Here is a 15,395-nt window from a genome sequence, read left to right as displayed (position 1 = left end):
CATGAATCTCAAGTTTATATCCACCTATATCATCCTTATGTGCTTATTATTTTCAGCCTTTTCTGTGAAAGGCCAGCAACCATTTCAGGATTTTGAAAAAGAAAAGACCTACATTCAGACCAATCATGTTTTTTATAAACCTGGAGAGCAGATGTATTTTAAAATATATGTAGTAAAAGGAAGCAATAATTTACCCGTCGAAGAAAGCAGAGTCGTCAATTTTGAAATAACAGATCCTGCAGGAAGTGTTGTGAGAAAATTAAAATACGAAATTACCAATGGATACGCCCGGGGAGACTTCTATTTTGCTGAAGATATGAAAGGAGGTATCTATAAAATCAGAGCTTTTACCAACTGGATGCAGAATGAAGAAGGCAAAAATGCATTTGAGAAAGAAATTACCCTTCAGAAAATTGTATCTCCAAGGATTTTAATGAAGCTGGATTTTCCGAAAAAAGGATATGGACCGGGAGATGAGGTGACCGCAGATTTTTCCATGAGAAGCCTGAGCAGCCTTCCGATTCCTTTTTATGAAGCTGATTTTACGGTAATGCACAATGGAGAAACCATTTCAGAAGGAAAACTCATTACGGATAAAGAAGGCAAAAAATTGTTGACCTTTAAGCTTCCTGAAGTTTTGAAATCCTCTGATGCTCTTTTGAATATCAAAGTGAATTTTGACGGGTTTACAGAATCCATTTCCAGAAATATTCCTATTGTTCTGAATAATCTGGATGTGAAATTCTTACCGGAAGGAGGAACTTTTATCAATGGAATAGAGCAGAATATCGCTTTTAAAATTCTGGATGAGTTTGAAAAACCTGTAGATGCTGTTCTGGCAGTTTACAATCAGAATCATGAAAAAATAAAAGAAATTTCAGCCTATAATTTCGGAATGGGAAGCTTCCGGTTTACGACTAAAATAGGAGAAACTTATTATGCAAAAGTGCTGAAGCCTGAAAATATTACCCAGACTTTTAATCTCCCGGAAGCAAAAAATGAAGGACTGGTTTTAAATATTCGGAATGAAAATAAAAATCTGAATTTCACCATCGTTTCTACCCGGGAAAGAACAATTACCCTGCGGGGAAGTTTCCGCGGAAAAGAAGTTTACAGCAAAATAATTCCACTGAAAAAAGGAATGAATTCTTTGGAAATTGCAGAAAAGGATTTCCCCACAGGGATCTGCAGATTCACTGTTCTGGAAAATAACATTCCCCTTGCAGAAAGAATTGTTTTTACCAATAAAGTAAACCAGCTGAATATAAGAGTTACTCCTGTAAAGCAACATTATCTGCCAAGAGAAAAAGTAATGCTGAATATTGAAACTACCGATGAAAATAATAAACCTGTTCCTGCCAACCTCGGAGTAAGTGTAGTAGATGATAAGCTATGGTCGTATGCTGATGATAAGCAGAATCATATTATTTCCTGGCTTTTGATGGACTCAGAGCTCAAAGGGAAGATTGAAAAGCCTCAGTTTTATTTCGATAAAAAAGAAGAAAAAGCAGATAAAAGCTTAGACCTTGTTATGCTGACAAACGGCTACCGATATTTTGAGCCTGTTCCGGAAATTCTGAAGACCAATAAATACAAATATCTTCCTGAAAAGAAAAATACTATTTATGGTGTGGTAGAAGATGAAAACAAAAAAACAGTGAAAGCTGATGTCTTTCTTTTGGACACCCATAATAAAAAGATTCTCAAACAGACTGTTGCTGAAAACGGGAAGTTTTATTTTTCAGATTTAAATGCAAATAATTCTTATAAGATTATTGCAAAGTCTTTTCAGCCTAAACATCAGTTGAAAATAAGGATTCTGTCTTATCATCTGGATATTAATCCTTTAGTAAAACAGAAACTTACCAACATAGACGTAGAAGAAATTGTAAAGGAAGCTGAAAGAAAAGAAGAAATAAAAACAGAAAATAAAAACAATACCAATCAGCTTAACAATGTTGGAAGATCAAAAACGGATACAATCAGTAAAAATAAACGTATTGAAGAAGTAGTGGTGGTAGGCTATGGTGTAAATAAAGATAAAACAGCGGTTGCTTCTACAACAGTAGCATCTGCTATGGAACTTCAAAACTCCAGTGTAACTTCCGTATTGAATGGGAAGGTTGCCGGATTAGTTGTAACTGGTGGCGGGCAGCCGGGTGCAGGAGAACAGATTCATATCAGAGGAACGGCCTCCATTAGCAACAAAAATCCTTTATTCATCGTGGATGGCGTTCCTGTAGAAAACTTTAATACTACCATCAACCCAAATGACATCAACAGCATTACCGTTTTGAAAGATGCTGCTGCTACCGCTATTTACGGAAGCAGAGCTGTGAATGGAGTTATTATCGTGACCTCACTTAAAAACAGAAAATCAGAAATAAGTTTTGATATAACTCCGAAATCTTATTTTGCCATAGAAACCTTGCCATATGGAAGACTTGTTTCATATGCCGGGGCAAGAGAATTTGTATATCCTGAATATAAAACAACCAATACCTCTTACCGTTTTGATTACAGGGAAGCGCTTTACTGGAATCCGGTCGTAGAAACCGATAAAAATGGAAAAGCAAAAGTAGAGTTTTATAATTCAGATGCGAATTCCACTTTCAGAATTATGACAGAAGGAATTGCTGCATCAGGACTTTTGGGAAGAGATGAAACGACGTATGCTGCCCAGAGTCTGATTTCGATAGATACTAAAATTCCTCAATACCTCACGAGAACAGATCAGATGATAATTCCGGTGGTCATTAAAAATAATTCTCCCGAAACGCGTAAAATGACCATGGATGTGATTGTTCCGAACCATGTGAAACTCATCAGTTCTGATAGTCTGATTACTCTGAAACCCCTAGAATCAGGAAGATTATTTGTGAAAATACAGACTGATGAGATTGTGAATTCCAATATCCAGTTTACCATAAAATCCGGAGAGTTGAGAGAAACGGTGATCCTTCCGTTTAAAGTAGAAGAAAAAGGATTTCTTCATCAATTTTCCATCATTAATAATAAAACAGAAGATCTCAAAATCAATATTCCGGAGTATATCGATGGAAGCCTGTATTCATCCTATTATGTATTTGAAAATACAGCTCTGAAAATGTTTGAAGACATAGAACAACTGAAAAAAGAACCTTACGGATGCTTTGAACAGCTTTCTTCTACTGTGTATCCTAACATTTTTATTCTTGATTATTTAAAATCAAGTAAAAAAATAGACACAGCAACTGAAAATCTGGTGATAAAAAACCTGAAAAAAGGCTTCCAGAAGCTGCTGAGTTATAAAAATAAAGACGGAGGTTTCGGATATTTCAGTTCTGCAGAATCAGATGTTGCTCTTTCCGCATTTGCGTTATTGGAATTTACGGAATTAAAGAAGTATGTAAATCCGGATGCTAAGCTTATTCAGGAACTTTCTTCATTTATTCTGTCGAAAAAGAATGCAAACGGATTATTCGAAGTAAGAAAACCCTATGAGTCTAAAAAAGATTTTTCGGAATATTCATGGTCAAGAAACATGTATGTTATATACGCTTTATCCAAACTTGGGTTTAAAAATGAAATTGAAGCTTCCTTTCAGGTAATGCTGAAAAGAACTTTAGCTACAAAAGACTCTTATCAGTTGGCTTTGCTTGCCAATGCTGCCGCTCACTTAGGAAAACAAAAGGAATATGATGAGCTGATTCGGATACTGGATCAGCAGTATGGAACGAAGAATATAAAATCTAAAGTCACTTTTACTGGTTCATGGGGAATGTCTGCCGATGCAGAAACACTTTCGTTATACCTTATGGCACTTCAGAAAGATGAGAAACTTAATCAGTTGAAAATCGCTGAAGCGGCTGATCAGCTTATTAATTTCAATGGATATTACGGGTTTGGTTCTACACAGGCTACTACATTGGCGATACAGGCATTGTCTGAATTTTTCTCTGAAAATGAGAAATTGTATGGAACTGAAAAACCGGTTATTAAGATTAACAAAGCGAATACTTATCCTAATATAAGTCTGTCATCAGCATATAAAACAGGGGAAAATGATATCACTATTCATTATCCATCACAAAGAGGACTTCCTTATAAGCTGGAATATCAATATTACACCCTGCAGGCTCCTGAAAGCAAGGATATTCCTCTTACCATGGAGACCAAATTAAAATCAGGAACATTAAAAACAGGAGAGACCAACAGAATGACTATTACCGTCAAAAACAAAATAAACGGTGAGCTGCCAATGACCATTGCAAAGATTGGTATACCAGCAGGACTGACTCTGCAAAATGCCTTACTGAAAGATATGCTTGATAAAAAACAGGTTTCTTACTATGAAATTTTCGACAACTATCTGGTTTTATACTGGGAACATTTCAATGCTGAAGAAACAAAGACCGTTAATCTTGATCTCAAAGTAGAATTTGCCGGAACGTATACAGGAAAATCAAGTAATGTTTACCTCTATTATATGCCGGAAGCAAAATATTGGAATCAAGGCATTACAACCCGTATTGAACCTTAATTTTTATATATTAAAACAGACATTCTAAGGAGGTCTGTTTTATTTTTAAAATTAACTTTCAAAAATTATTGAAAATTCAAAAAATATAATTATATTTGTTATAGAAATTAAAACAGAACAAGATGCAACTTTCAGAAGCAAAAGAAAAATACATTCAGACCTGGGGAACCTTTGCTACCAATTGGGGAATCAACCGTACGATGGCACAGGTGCATGCATTGCTTCTGGCTAGCGGAAGACCCCTGTCTACCGATGAAGTGATGCAGCAGCTTGAGATTTCAAGAGGAAATGCCAATATGAACCTTCGTGCTCTGATAGACTGGGGGATCGTGAAAAAAGAATTTGTAAAAGGTGACCGTAAAGAATATTTTGTAGCAGAAAAAGATGTATGGTATCTGTTCAAGCAAATTACCAAAGAACGCAGAAAAAGAGAGATAGAACCTGTCATTTCCTTTCTTGAAGAATTAAAGAATATTGAGGATAAAGATTCGGAAGAAGCTCAGGAATTTATTAAGCTGATGAATGACTTCAGTTCTGTCACCGGGAAAATCAACAATATCATGGACCTGGCGATAAAAAGTGATGACCACTGGCTGGTAGGGAAGATTACTAATCTGTTGAAATAAATTTTCAAAAAATGAGAAATCTTTTCTTATTAGGTTTTCTAAGTTTTATGATAGGCTGTCAGAAGAATGTGAATGCAGATTTTGATATTCACATAGAAAATTCCGATGCGTATGATTATAGGCAACACGATCTTTATAAAATTGAAATTTATAAAGATGAGAAAATTTTTAAAATTTTAGAACCTAAAGAAATTGCTGTTTCGCTTGATCAAAATATAAAATTAGACAGTATAAAAGAAGGGAAATATTCATTTGTCTATGAAAGTATTTTTGGTGAAACAATAAATAAAGAAATAAGTGTAGATGATTCCAAAACATACAGAATAGCTATCAATCCTGATCTTTTGATAAAGAAAAATAAAAAATCAATTTTTGGAAATTTGAAAAACTCAGTAGCAAAATTAGTATTCGAATCCAGAGGATGTTTTCATCTGAAAAAAGATTCAATAGAAATAGTTAACAAAGAAAATAAATACTTTATCCGTAGAAAAAATGGAAGTTTGAAACCCATCGATAAAACAATTTGGGCGTATTTTGTAAAAACCGAAAATAAGATAAGAGAAATTCCTGAAAATGGAGGTTGTACCACCAGAGATGAATATATTTTCTATCATAAAGGGATATCTGATACCATTCATGATGGAACATGTGAATTTTCTGTCTGGATGGGTTTGAAAGATTTCATAAAGAATAATAAACTTCAATAAATAAATCTGGATGAAAATCCTTTTTTATTTTAATTTAACTTTCAAAAATTACTGAAAATATAAAATTTATAATATCATGAAGAATTTTTTTAAACGTTATCTCTATTTAAGTCTCTTTCTGACTGTTGTTTTAATTCTTGCCGTATGGTTTTTTCTCGTTGTCAAAGGTGAATATGGAGTGACAATGTTCTTCACCATTCCGGTTTCTATTGGATTTATAATTGGGTATGTAAAGTATTTTAAAAAAATCGGATTAATGAACGTTTTAAAGACAATCTTAAAAATAGTCTTGGGATTAGTCATTTTCTCTCTTATTTTAATAGGAGCTGGCGTGGAAGGAGCTATTTGTATTATTATGGCTATTCCATTTATTGGCTTTGCGATGTTCGTGGGCTTCAATATTGGCTTTATTATAGGAGTATTTGACGAAAAACGACATACCGGAAGTGTTATAGTATTTATTCTTTTTATCAATCCCGCATCTTATATTTTCGATACCTATACAAAACCCATAGAGGAAACTATTACAACAGAAATGATTGTGAATTCTTCCAATGAAAAAGTTTGGGAACTTTTAAATACACAAATCAATTTCAATACTCCTGATTTTATCCTGTTTGAAAAAGGAGTCAGTTATCCAAAGAATATAAAATTTGTTAATGAAAACGGAAAATTAGGTTATAGCTGTCAGACCAATAATGATGATTTACAACTTAATATCAATGAATTTATTGAAAATAGGAAAGTGAAATTCTCCTTGGAAAATCAGACTGTTCCAATGAAAGAAATAACACCTTATGAAGATATTGATGCAAAACATTTACATGATTATTTTATTGTAAAATATGGTGAAATTACTTTAGACAAGCTATCAGAAAATAGAACAAAGATAATTGCAAAAACAAAATACAGTTACAAAATTGCCCCTACCTGGTATTGGAAAAAATGGTCCGGCTATATCATTGATAAAATGCAAAGCCATGTATTACAATCTATAAAAATACAATCTGAAAATGAATGATCTGCAACAATATTTTGACAATCTGCAACCCAGATATTATATTAATGAAATTGCATCTTTAGGGTTTACCAGACTGTTTAGGAAAATGGCTGTTCAAAAGGTGAAAAGCTACGGGGATAAAAGAGTTTTGGATTTGATGAGCGGGCAGGGAGAAAATTTAGAATTTATACAGGCTCACAATGATAATACAGAAATTGTAGCACTGGATTTCTCATCAGCAATGCATATGAAACTGGCTGCAACATTCAAAAATAAATTGTCAATACAACAGATCCGGAACGATTTTTTCGAAAGCCAGATTCCCGATCATTCTATGGATATTATCCTTTGCTCTTACGGGACAAAGACGATAGAAGAAGACCAGAAACCGATTTTTGCAGATAAACTTTCAAATATCATTGATGAGAAAGGTGAAATTATCATTGTAGAATTTGTGAAACCCAAAACAAAGTGGAGATTCAATTGTGTGAAATGGTATATAGAGGTTCTTGTGACAAAGGTTTTTGGGAATGAATTTGGAAAATTGTTCCATTATATCAATAAAAATGAAAGCCTGGAAGATCTTAAAGATCAGTTTATCAAAAACGGACTCTCCATCATATCGCACATGAGATATCTGGATCTGGTTGAAATTCTTCATGTGAAAAGAAACTAGTTTTTTATTTGAACTCATATTTCAAAAATTACTGAAAATTTTAAATAAATAATAATTATGAAAAATTTAATCATTCACTTATTCCTGATTATTTATTTCAGAAGAAAAGGATCACTTTAAATAATACTCCCCATGAAAACATTTCTAAAATACGATTACTTTATCCAATTGATCATTCTCATAGTCTGTATCGTAGGTGCTGTAATGCATTACAAAGACTGGAAGTTTATAGAATTCTACTATGGGGTTGGAGGAGCGCAATTGATAAGTTATCTGATCAGGTTATTTTTTAAACTAAAACAGACATCTGAGTTCAGAGTATATGGATTAACCATCATGCCGGTCTGGATATGTCTGCTTCTGGTTGATCAAAAAATTTATAATGAATTCACAATGGCTCTCATAGGCATATTTCTGCTTCTTTCATTGCTTTATACTCCGATAATGGCCATTCTCTATGTGTATGATTGCTACAACAGTTATGAACCCTATAAATTACGACTATGAAAACGCTCAAAAATCACACCTTGATCTACGACAATGAATGTCCAATGTGTAATCTGTATTGCAAAGGTTTTACAAAATGCGGAATGCTGGATGAAGAGGGAAGAGAAGCCTTTACAGAAATCACATTGAGAAATAAAACCCTGATAGATTTCAACCGGGCAAAGAATGAGATTGCATTGATAGATCATAACAGAAACGAAGTTGTGTATGGATTAGACAGTCTTCTTCTCATCATAGGAAACTCTTTTCCAGTGTTAGAGAAAACAGCAAGAATGAAGCCTTTGTATTGGTTTTTCAAAAAGCTGTATTCTTTCGTTTCTTATAACCGGAAACAGATTATTCCTTCTCAAAAAGACCATACAGAACGATCCTGTGTACCGGATTTTAACCTGAAATACAGAGTTGCATACATCGGTTTTGTTGTTATTTTTTCGGCATATATCTTAAGTGTATTTTCTGGTAAACTGAACTTGAATTTAGAGAGAAATTTCGTGAGAGAATTTGCCGTTTGTCTTGGCCAGATCCTTTGGCAGACTATCTTTTTAAAAACTTATCTCAAAGATAAAATCTGGGATTATCTCGGAAATATGATGACTGTTTCTTTAATCGGAACTTTACTGTTAATTCCTGCGCTGATGACCAGTTTTACTCCTCTTTTTTATATGATATATTTTGGAATTGTCATATTGATCATGTTTCTGGAACATATAAGGAGATGCCGCATACTAAAGTTGAATTTTCTTCCGACCATTTCATGGATATTATTTAGAATAACAGCATTAGTAATAATTATTCTGTCAACTATATAAATTAAAATGTAATCGCTAAAACCTATTAAAAAATGTCAACCATCTATTTAAACACAGTCATCAAAGCAGATATTCACTATGTTTTTGATCTGGCAAGAAATATCGATCTCCATCAGCAATCCACTTCTATATCTCATGAAAAAGCCATTGCAGGACGTACTTCAGGACTGATTGAAAAAAATGAAACCGTAACCTGGCGGGCAAAACATATGGGAGTCTATCAAAATCTCACTACAAAAATTGTCAGCATGGAAAAACCGTTTCAGTTTATTGATGTCATGCAGAAAGGAGCATTCAAATCTATGCGTCACCGACATATTTTTAAATCTGTAAACGGAAATACGTTGATGACAGATATTTTCGAATTTGAATCTCCGTTGGGCATTATTGGAAAGTTATTTAATGCTGTTTTCCTCAGAACGTATCTCAAAAACTTTCTGATCCGAAGAAATGAAATGATCAAAACCATTGCAGAATCTTCTGTCCGTGACGGAATTGCGATTTTTTAACCTAAAAAACAGAGTGATGAACTTTTTAAAAGCAGAATGGCGAAAACTGGCCATCATCAATTACGAGATCAATTCTGAAGTTTTGCAGCCTTACCTTCCAAAAGGAACTGAACTCGATTTTTATAAAGGCAAATGCTACGTAAGTCTGGTGGGATTTATGTTTTTAAATACCAGACTTTTGGGTTTACCGATCCCTTTTCACCGCAATTTTGAGGAAGTGAATCTAAGATTTTATGTAAAGAAAAAAGAAAACGGAATCTGGAAAAGAGGAGTGGTGTTTATCAAAGAAATTGTTCCAAAACCTGCTTTAAGTCTGGTGGCCAATTCCATATATAAAGAAAATTATCATACCATGCCGATGAAAAATCAGATTGATGAAAAAGGAGATGAACTCCAGATCCGGTATTCATGGAAAGATAAAAGCTGGCATTCTATCCAGATTACAGCCGAAAATACTGCAAAACCAATGGAAGAAAACTCAGAATTTGAATTTATCACAGAACACTATTTTGGTTTTACAAAAAAAGACGATACAACTTCAGAATACGAAGTATGCCATCCAAAATGGGATTGTTACCCTGTAAAAGAACATCATTTAGAAATTGATTTTCAAAAGATCTATGGAAATGATTTTACATGCCTGAATCAACAAAAACCTATTTCCGTAATGCTTGCCGAAGGCTCAGAAATACAAGTCAAAATAAAGAAATACATCAGCTGAAAAATGAAGAGATTAAAACATCTTGTCTATTCATAAAAATCTGTGAAAATCTGTGCATTCTGTGGGAAAAAAAACGCTCTCCAATAATAGTTGTGACAAATTATTTTAAACACAAATATCACCAATATTTTCACAAATATGCACAAGGAAAATACAACATAATCATCTGTGAAAATCTGTGAAATCTGTGGGAAAACCTTAAACATTGAACTCCAAACTTTAAACCTTAAAAAATGAAAATAATCATAGCCGGAGGCACCGGATTTCTCGGCGAAAACTTAGAAAAACACTTTACAGAAAAAGGAAATCACGTTTATATCCTTACTCGCAATCCCCAACATAAAAATGAAATCCATTGGGATGCCCAAACGATAGGTGAATGGAAAAATTACCTCGAAAAAGCAGATGTTCTCATTAACCTGACAGGAAAATCTGTGGACTGCCGCTATAACGAGAAAAATAAAAATGAAATCTACTCCTCAAGAATCGAGAGCACAAGAATATTACAGAAAGCCATAGATCAATGCTCTGATAAGCCAAAAATTTGGCTGAATGCCAGTTCGGCAACTATTTATGTTCATTCTGAAAAACATATCAATACAGAAGAAAACGGAATTATCGGTGACGATTTTTCTATGAATATCTGCAAAAGCTGGGAGACAGAATTTTTTAAAGTTGAAAATGAAGAAATACGAAAAGTTGCCCTCCGGACTTCTATTGTTCTGGGAAAAAATGGTGGAGCTTTTCCAAAACTGAAAATGATTACAAAACTGGGCCTGGGAGGAAAGCAGGGAAGAGGCACTCAGATGGTAAGCTGGATCCATATTGAAGATTTTTGTAAAGCAGTGGACTGGATTATTCGGCACGAGACTCTTTCAGGAACAGTGAATATAACCGCACCGGCTCCTCTTTCCAATCAAAACATGATGAGAAAACTGAGAAATAAAATGAAAATGCCTTTTGGACTCAATGCTCCTGTCTGGCAGCTGGAAATTGCATCTCTATTCATGAAAACAGAAACCGAATTACTCCTAAAAAGCAGAAATGTGTATCCTGAAAAACTTATAAAAAGCGGATTTAAGTTTTTATATCCCGAATTTGATGAAGCGATTCTTAATCTCTTGGAATCCTAATGTTTGCGGGTTTCCCAAAGGATAATTAAATTAGCGGAAAACTATTCCATATGCTGGTTATATCCAAAATAAAATCCTTTTTTCTTTCATCCTTTTTAATAAGTTCAATCGCTTTTTCACAAGTTCATAATGTATCAGAAGGCTATCAGAAGCCCACAGACCCGTTGGTAGTCCAGAATCTGGAGCAATGGCAGGATATGAAATTCGGGCTGTTTATGCATTGGGGAACCTATAGCCAGTGGGGAATTGTTGAAAGCTGGAGCTTATGCCCGGAAGATGAATCATGGACACAGAGAAAACCTGAACATGGAAAATCTTACTACGAATATGTGAAGAATTATGAAAATCTTCAGACAACTTTCAATCCAACCCAGTTCAATCCTCAGAAATGGGCGGATGCCGTAAAAAAAGCTGGAATGAAATATGTGGTTTTTACCACCAAGCATCATGATGGTTTTGCCATGTTTGATACCCGGCAGTCAGATTATAAAATCACTTCTTCCAAAACCCCTTTTTCAAAAAATCCAAAATCTGATGTGACGAAAGAAATTTTCAATACGTTCAGAAAGGAAGGCTTTAAAATCGGAGCCTATTTTTCTAAGCCAGACTGGCATTCCGATGATTATTGGTGGTCTTATTTTCCACCCAAAGACAGAAATGTCAATTATGATCCAAGGAAATATCCGGAAAGATGGGAGAACTTTAAAAAGTTCACCTTCAATCAGCTGAATGAAATTACTTCCCGTTATGGGAAAATAGATATTCTTTGGTTAGACGGCGGTTGGGTACGCCCTTTTCACACCATAGACCCGAAAGTAGAATGGCAGCGCACCATCAAAGTAGAACAGGACATTGATATGGACAAAATAGGAACAATGGCGAGAAAAAATCAGCCGGGAATAATCATTGTAGACCGCACCGTTCCGGGAAAATGGGAAAACTATGTCACTCCTGAGCAGGCAGTTCCGGAGCACGCCCTTTCCATTCCCTGGGAAAGCTGCATCACCATGGGAGATTCTTTTTCTTACGTTCCCAATGATAACTATAAGACCTCCCAGAAGATCATTGAAACCCTGGTAAAAATCATTTCAAGAGGTGGAAATTACCTCATGAATATTGCACCCAGACCTAACGGAGATTATGATGCCATTGTATACGAAAGATTACAGCAAATTTCCGGCTGGATGGAAAAAAATCAGTCCGCTGTTTTTGCAACCAGAAGCATTGCGCCTTATCACGACGGAAATTTTTATTATACACAAAGCAAAGATGGAAAAACAGTGAATATTTTTCACTTGGATGAAAAAACAAATTATGAATCTCCATCAACGTTAAGTTTTACAATCCCTGATCATTTTAAACCAAAATCTTTGAAAGTTTTAGGCTTGTCAAACAAAATTCAATGGAAAAAATCAGGGAATTCAATTGAAATTAATTTGCCGAAAGAAAGATCTCAGTTAAAATATTCAACTGTAATTCAAATCGTTCAATAATGAGATGCATTTGTTTTAAACTTGCTGGAGTCGCATTATTGTTGAATGTTGTGATTACTTTTGCCCAAAAACCTCTATATAAAGATCCCAAACAACCCATCGAAGCCAGAGTTCAGGATCTGTTGAAGAGAATGACTCCGGAGGAGAAGTTCTGGCAGTGTTTTATGATTCCCGGAGATCTGGATAACGTGCCGAAAGGACAATATTCCCACGGAATTTTCGGATTGCAGGTAAGCGCAGGAAATCAGGGAGGCGGAGCTGCAGGACAGCTGCTGAAATACAATGCCAGTGAAGATGCAGAGATACTTGTGAAAAAGATCAACGCCATTCAGAAATATTTCGTAGAAGAATCAAGGCTGGGAATTCCCATTATTCCTTTTGATGAAGCGTTACACGGATTGGTTCGGGAAGGTGCTACCGCTTTTCCGCAGGCAATAGGTCTGGCTGCTGCTTTCAATCCTGAATTAATGACCAGGGTTTCAACAGCAATTGCCAGAGAATCAAAATTAAGAGGAATCCGTCAGATTCTGACACCAGTGGTCAACCTTGCGAATGATGTGAGATGGGGAAGAACAGAAGAAACCTACGGTGAAGATCCGTTTCTGACCTCCGTAATGGGAGTCAGCTTTGTCACTTCGTTTGAAAATATGGGAATTATTACCACGCCTAAACACTTTTTAGCCAATGTAGGAGAAGGGGGAAGAGATTCATACCCGATTCATTGGAGCAAAAGATATCTGGAAGAAACTCATTTGATTCCTTTTTACAACGCTTTTACAAAAGGAAAAAGCCGTTCTGTGATGACTTCTTATAATTTGCTTGATGGAAGGCCGTCAACCGCCAATCATTGGCTGTTAACTGAAAAATTAAAAAAAGACTGGGATTTCAAAGGCTTTGTCATCAGTGATGCCAGTGCAGTGGGTGGAGCAAATGTTCTGCATTTTACGGCAAAAGATTATGATGATGCCTCTGCACAGGCTATCAATGCCGGACTTGATGTCATTTTTCAGACAGAATATAAACATTATCAACTCTTTATTCCTCCGTTCTTAGATAGAAGAATTTCTAAAGAAAGAATAGACGATGCCGTCTCAAGAGTATTGAGAGCCAAATTTGAACTTGGACTATTCGAAAATCCCTATGTTTCTGCTAAGGAAATTGAAGAATTAAAAAAACTAAATCATAAACCTTTGGCAGAAAAAGCAGCTGCAGAATCTTTTGTTTTGCTTCAGAATAATAATCATACACTTCCTGTTCCTGAAAATGTTAAAAAAATTCTTGTAGTGGGAAGAGATGCTGTGGATGCAAGATTAGGTGGTTACTCAGGGCCTGGAAACAAAAAAATAAATATTCTGGATGGTCTTAAAAATTATGTAAAAAATACAGATACTGAAGTTGTGTATTCAAGAGGAATTGACTGGAATGTAAAAGACTTCACCACAATTTCAAATGAATATTTATCTTCTGAAAATAAAAAGGGATTAACAGGATATTATTTCGCTAATCCCGATTTAAAAGGTAATCCGGCTTTTGGAAGGCAGGATGAAAACCTCAGTTTCAAATGGACTTTATACTCTCCCGATCCGGAAAAACTGCAGCCTGATCATTATAGTATTCGTTGGACAGGAAAACTGGAAGCCCCGGATTCCGGGAAATATTTGATAGGCTTACGTGGAAATGATGGTTTCAGGCTATACCTGGATGGAAAATTAGTGATTGATCAATGGGAAAAGCTTAGCTATTCTACAAAATCAACACCTGTGGACTTTATAAAAGGAAAGAAATATGATCTTAAGATTGAATTTCATGAAAATCGTGGAGAAGCCAATCTGGAACTGATCTGGAACTATGGTTTGTACGATTATCAGAAAGATTTTAACGAAGCTTTAGATCTTGCCCAAAAAGCAGATTACATTCTTGTAACAGCCGGAATTCATGAAGGCGAATTTCAGGACCGCGCATCACTGAGTTTGCCCGGAAATCAGGAAGCGTTTATTCATGAAGTTTCAAAATTAAATAAGCCAATTACCGTTCTTTTAGTAGGCGGATCGGCCATTAAGACAACAGCATGGAAAGATAAAGTAGGAGCGATCTTAGACATTTGGTATCCGGGAGAAGAAGGCGGAAATGCCGTTGCAAAAACCCTTTTTGGCGCAGAGAATCCTTCAGGAAAATTACCTGTAACATTTCCTGCTGAAGAAGGGCAGCTTCCTTTAACTTATAATCATCATCCAACAGGAAGAGGAAATGACTATTATGATCTGAGTGGTGAGCCATTGTATCCGTTTGGTTTCGGATTAAGTTATACCACTTTTGAAATTTCTGATCTGCAGCTGAACAAGGCTCAGTATTCAGAAAACGAAACCATTGTGGCTAAAGTCAATGTGAAAAATACAGGGTCAAAAGCGGGGAATGAAGTGGTTCAGCTGTATGTAAAAGACATACTTGCTTCCGTTTCCAGACCTGTAATTGAGCTCAAAGGATTTCAGAAAGTAGAACTGCAGCCCGGGGAATCAAAATCTGTTACTATTGAAGTTCCCATAAAGCACTTACAGTTTCTGAATGAAAAAATGAAATGGGCTGTAGAAAAAGGAATCTACAGGATCATGGTTGGTAACTCATCCAGGAATCTTACACTAAAACAAAATATTGAAGTTTTATAACAAAAAAAGAGCAGAAATTTCTGCTCTTT

Annotated in this window: 12 protein-coding genes; all 12 read left to right on the top strand. The window is 35.3% G+C overall.

Annotated features, from left to right (window positions below; translation table 11 throughout):
• Position 1: 1 nt before the first annotated feature.
• A complete protein-coding gene (locus C8D70_RS08030; RefSeq protein WP_110366975.1) occupies positions 2-4,522 on the top strand; it encodes a TonB-dependent receptor plug domain-containing protein in 4,521 nt (1,506 codons plus the stop codon).
• Positions 4,523-4,644: 122 nt separating this feature from the next.
• On the top strand, positions 4,645-5,148 hold the full coding sequence (locus C8D70_RS08025) for a GbsR/MarR family transcriptional regulator (protein ID WP_047433713.1): 504 nt from the start codon (positions 4,645-4,647) through the stop codon (positions 5,146-5,148).
• A 68-nt stretch (positions 5,149-5,216) separates the two neighbouring features.
• Positions 5,217-5,855, top strand: a complete 639-nt coding sequence (locus tag C8D70_RS08020) for a hypothetical protein (RefSeq protein ID WP_136523093.1) — start codon at positions 5,217-5,219, stop codon at positions 5,853-5,855.
• A gap of 76 nt (positions 5,856-5,931) precedes the next feature.
• Positions 5,932-6,876, top strand: coding sequence for an EscU/YscU/HrcU family type III secretion system export apparatus switch protein (locus C8D70_RS08015; RefSeq protein WP_146212866.1), 945 nt, complete (start codon positions 5,932-5,934; stop codon positions 6,874-6,876).
• On the top strand, positions 6,869-7,531 hold the full coding sequence (locus C8D70_RS08010) for a class I SAM-dependent methyltransferase (protein WP_110366972.1): 663 nt from the start codon (positions 6,869-6,871) through the stop codon (positions 7,529-7,531). Before C8D70_RS08015 ends, C8D70_RS08010 begins: the two co-directional genes overlap by 8 nt.
• Positions 7,532-7,663: 132 nt before the next feature.
• On the top strand, positions 7,664-8,038 hold the full coding sequence (locus tag C8D70_RS08005; protein WP_076595603.1) for a hypothetical protein: 375 nt from the start codon (positions 7,664-7,666) through the stop codon (positions 8,036-8,038).
• Positions 8,035-8,847: a hypothetical protein gene (locus tag C8D70_RS08000; RefSeq protein WP_146212865.1), complete on the top strand. Its 813-nt coding sequence runs from the start codon at positions 8,035-8,037 to the stop codon at positions 8,845-8,847. The genes C8D70_RS08005 and C8D70_RS08000 overlap by 4 nt, the downstream gene beginning before the upstream one ends.
• 32 nt (positions 8,848-8,879) lie before the next feature.
• Positions 8,880-9,356 carry an SRPBCC family protein gene (locus tag C8D70_RS07995; protein WP_110366970.1) on the top strand — a complete coding sequence of 159 codons (477 nt, stop codon included), beginning with the start codon at positions 8,880-8,882 and terminating at the stop codon, positions 9,354-9,356.
• A gap of 16 nt (positions 9,357-9,372) precedes the next feature.
• A complete protein-coding gene (locus C8D70_RS07990; RefSeq protein ID WP_110366969.1) occupies positions 9,373-10,077 on the top strand; it encodes a YqjF family protein in 705 nt (234 codons plus the stop codon).
• A 233-nt stretch (positions 10,078-10,310) separates the two neighbouring features.
• The gene (locus C8D70_RS07985; RefSeq protein WP_110366968.1) at positions 10,311-11,210 is read left to right on the top strand and encodes a TIGR01777 family oxidoreductase; all 900 of its coding nucleotides are present in this window, start codon (positions 10,311-10,313) and stop codon (positions 11,208-11,210) included.
• 50 nt (positions 11,211-11,260) lie between these two features.
• Positions 11,261-12,703, top strand: coding sequence for an alpha-L-fucosidase (locus C8D70_RS07980; protein ID WP_110366967.1), 1,443 nt, complete (start codon positions 11,261-11,263; stop codon positions 12,701-12,703).
• A complete protein-coding gene (locus C8D70_RS07975) occupies positions 12,703-15,366 on the top strand; it encodes a beta-glucosidase (RefSeq protein WP_110366966.1) in 2,664 nt (887 codons plus the stop codon). The genes C8D70_RS07980 and C8D70_RS07975 overlap by 1 nt, the downstream gene beginning before the upstream one ends.
• Positions 15,367-15,395 lie beyond the last annotated feature (29 nt).

Origin of the sequence: Chryseobacterium sp. CBTAP 102 (genome assembly GCF_003201365.1) — a bacterium.
Taxonomy (GTDB): domain Bacteria; phylum Bacteroidota; class Bacteroidia; order Flavobacteriales; family Weeksellaceae; genus Chryseobacterium; species Chryseobacterium candidae.
Note: the sequence above shows the minus strand (reverse complement) of the source record. Positions and strands in the feature narration are given on the sequence as shown.